Origin of the sequence: Allotamlana fucoidanivorans, from assembly GCF_006265225.1 — a bacterium.
Classification (GTDB): domain Bacteria; phylum Bacteroidota; class Bacteroidia; order Flavobacteriales; family Flavobacteriaceae; genus Allotamlana; species Allotamlana fucoidanivorans.
This window is the reverse complement of record NZ_VDCS01000047.1, coordinates 1-1106: the sequence shown is the minus strand read 5'-3', so window position 1 is coordinate 1106 and position 1106 is coordinate 1. Positions and strand designations below refer to the sequence as shown.

1 protein-coding gene is annotated in these 1106 nt (G+C 34.3%); it reads right to left on the bottom strand.

Features of this window, described 5'->3' with window-relative positions; all coding sequences use genetic code 11:
* Positions 1-7: 7 nt before the first annotated feature.
* Positions 8-1015, bottom strand: coding sequence for an IS30 family transposase (locus FGF67_RS16815; protein ID WP_139698913.1), 1008 nt, complete (start codon positions 1013-1015; stop codon positions 8-10).
* Positions 1016-1106: the final 91 nt, after the last annotated feature.

The window sequence follows — 1106 nt, the reverse complement described above, 5'->3', positions numbered from 1 at the left end:
GCTGAGTTCAACCCATAAGTGCAACACACTTATTATTTAGGACTTCAATAGGGTTATTATAATTAAACTTTCTAATAGGTCTGTAATTTAGTAATTTTTCAACTTCTTTTATTCTTTTGATTGATACTTCTCTAAGGTCTGTTTTCTTTGGAAAAAACCTTCTTATAACGCCTATTCTATTTTCTACTGTTCCTTTATCCTGAGAGGTATATGGTCTTGTAAAGTATGTTTTTACATTTAAGTCTTTCGCTATTTTATTGTGTTGTGCAAATTCTTTTCCATTATCAAAAGTTATGGTCTTTATCCAAGATGAGTTAAAGTTTGTGAGTCTTTTACTCATTTTTTGATAGACTTCATCTGCATTTTTACTACCCAGTTTTTCTATCATAGTTATCAATGTTGTTCTATCTGTCATTACTAATAACGCTGATTTGTGGTTGCTTCCCATCATTAAATCTACTTCTATATCTCCAATGCGAGAACGTTGGTTTACGACCTGGGGACGTTTATCTATGCCTACGCGCCCTGTTATTGCACCTCGTTTATCCTTTACATTGTTCCTTTTTTGCCTTCTACCTGTATGGCGTAGGTGTTTGTAAAGGTTCTTGTAGCGTTTGTGTTTTCTATGATTGCTATGTTTTGCAGTCCATATCCATTTATAAATAGTCTCGTGACTCACGCAGGTTTCAGCTTCTTTAGCAAGTCTTTTAGCTATGAGTTCTGGGCTCCATTTCTCATATTCCATTAATCCAGCAATACGTTCTTTAAGCTGATCTGTCAACGCTATAGACTTTGTTTTGGTACAATGCCTGTCATTTGTCTTTTGATGGGCGTGTTCTGGCAAGTATTTACCAGATGTTCGGCCTCTACTTGGTGTATTCCTCTTTAATTCTCGTGATATACTACTCTTATTAAAACCTATTGTTTTAGCTATTTGAGTAATACTTATTCCTGCATCTAATAACGCAGAGATTTGATACCTTTGTGGTAAGGTCAATTGTTTATAATGTTTCATCCAAAACGAATATAAATATTGAGCCTAAAATAGATGGGGCTAGCCCCATCTATTTTAAATATTCGTGTTGCACTTATTAATTGAACTTAGA

Excerpts from the sequence above, each read along its gene's own strand:
- FGF67_RS16815 (WP_139698913.1), bottom strand. The coding sequence starts at position 1,015 with ATGAAACATTATAAACAATTGACCTTACCACAAAGGTATCAAATCTCT.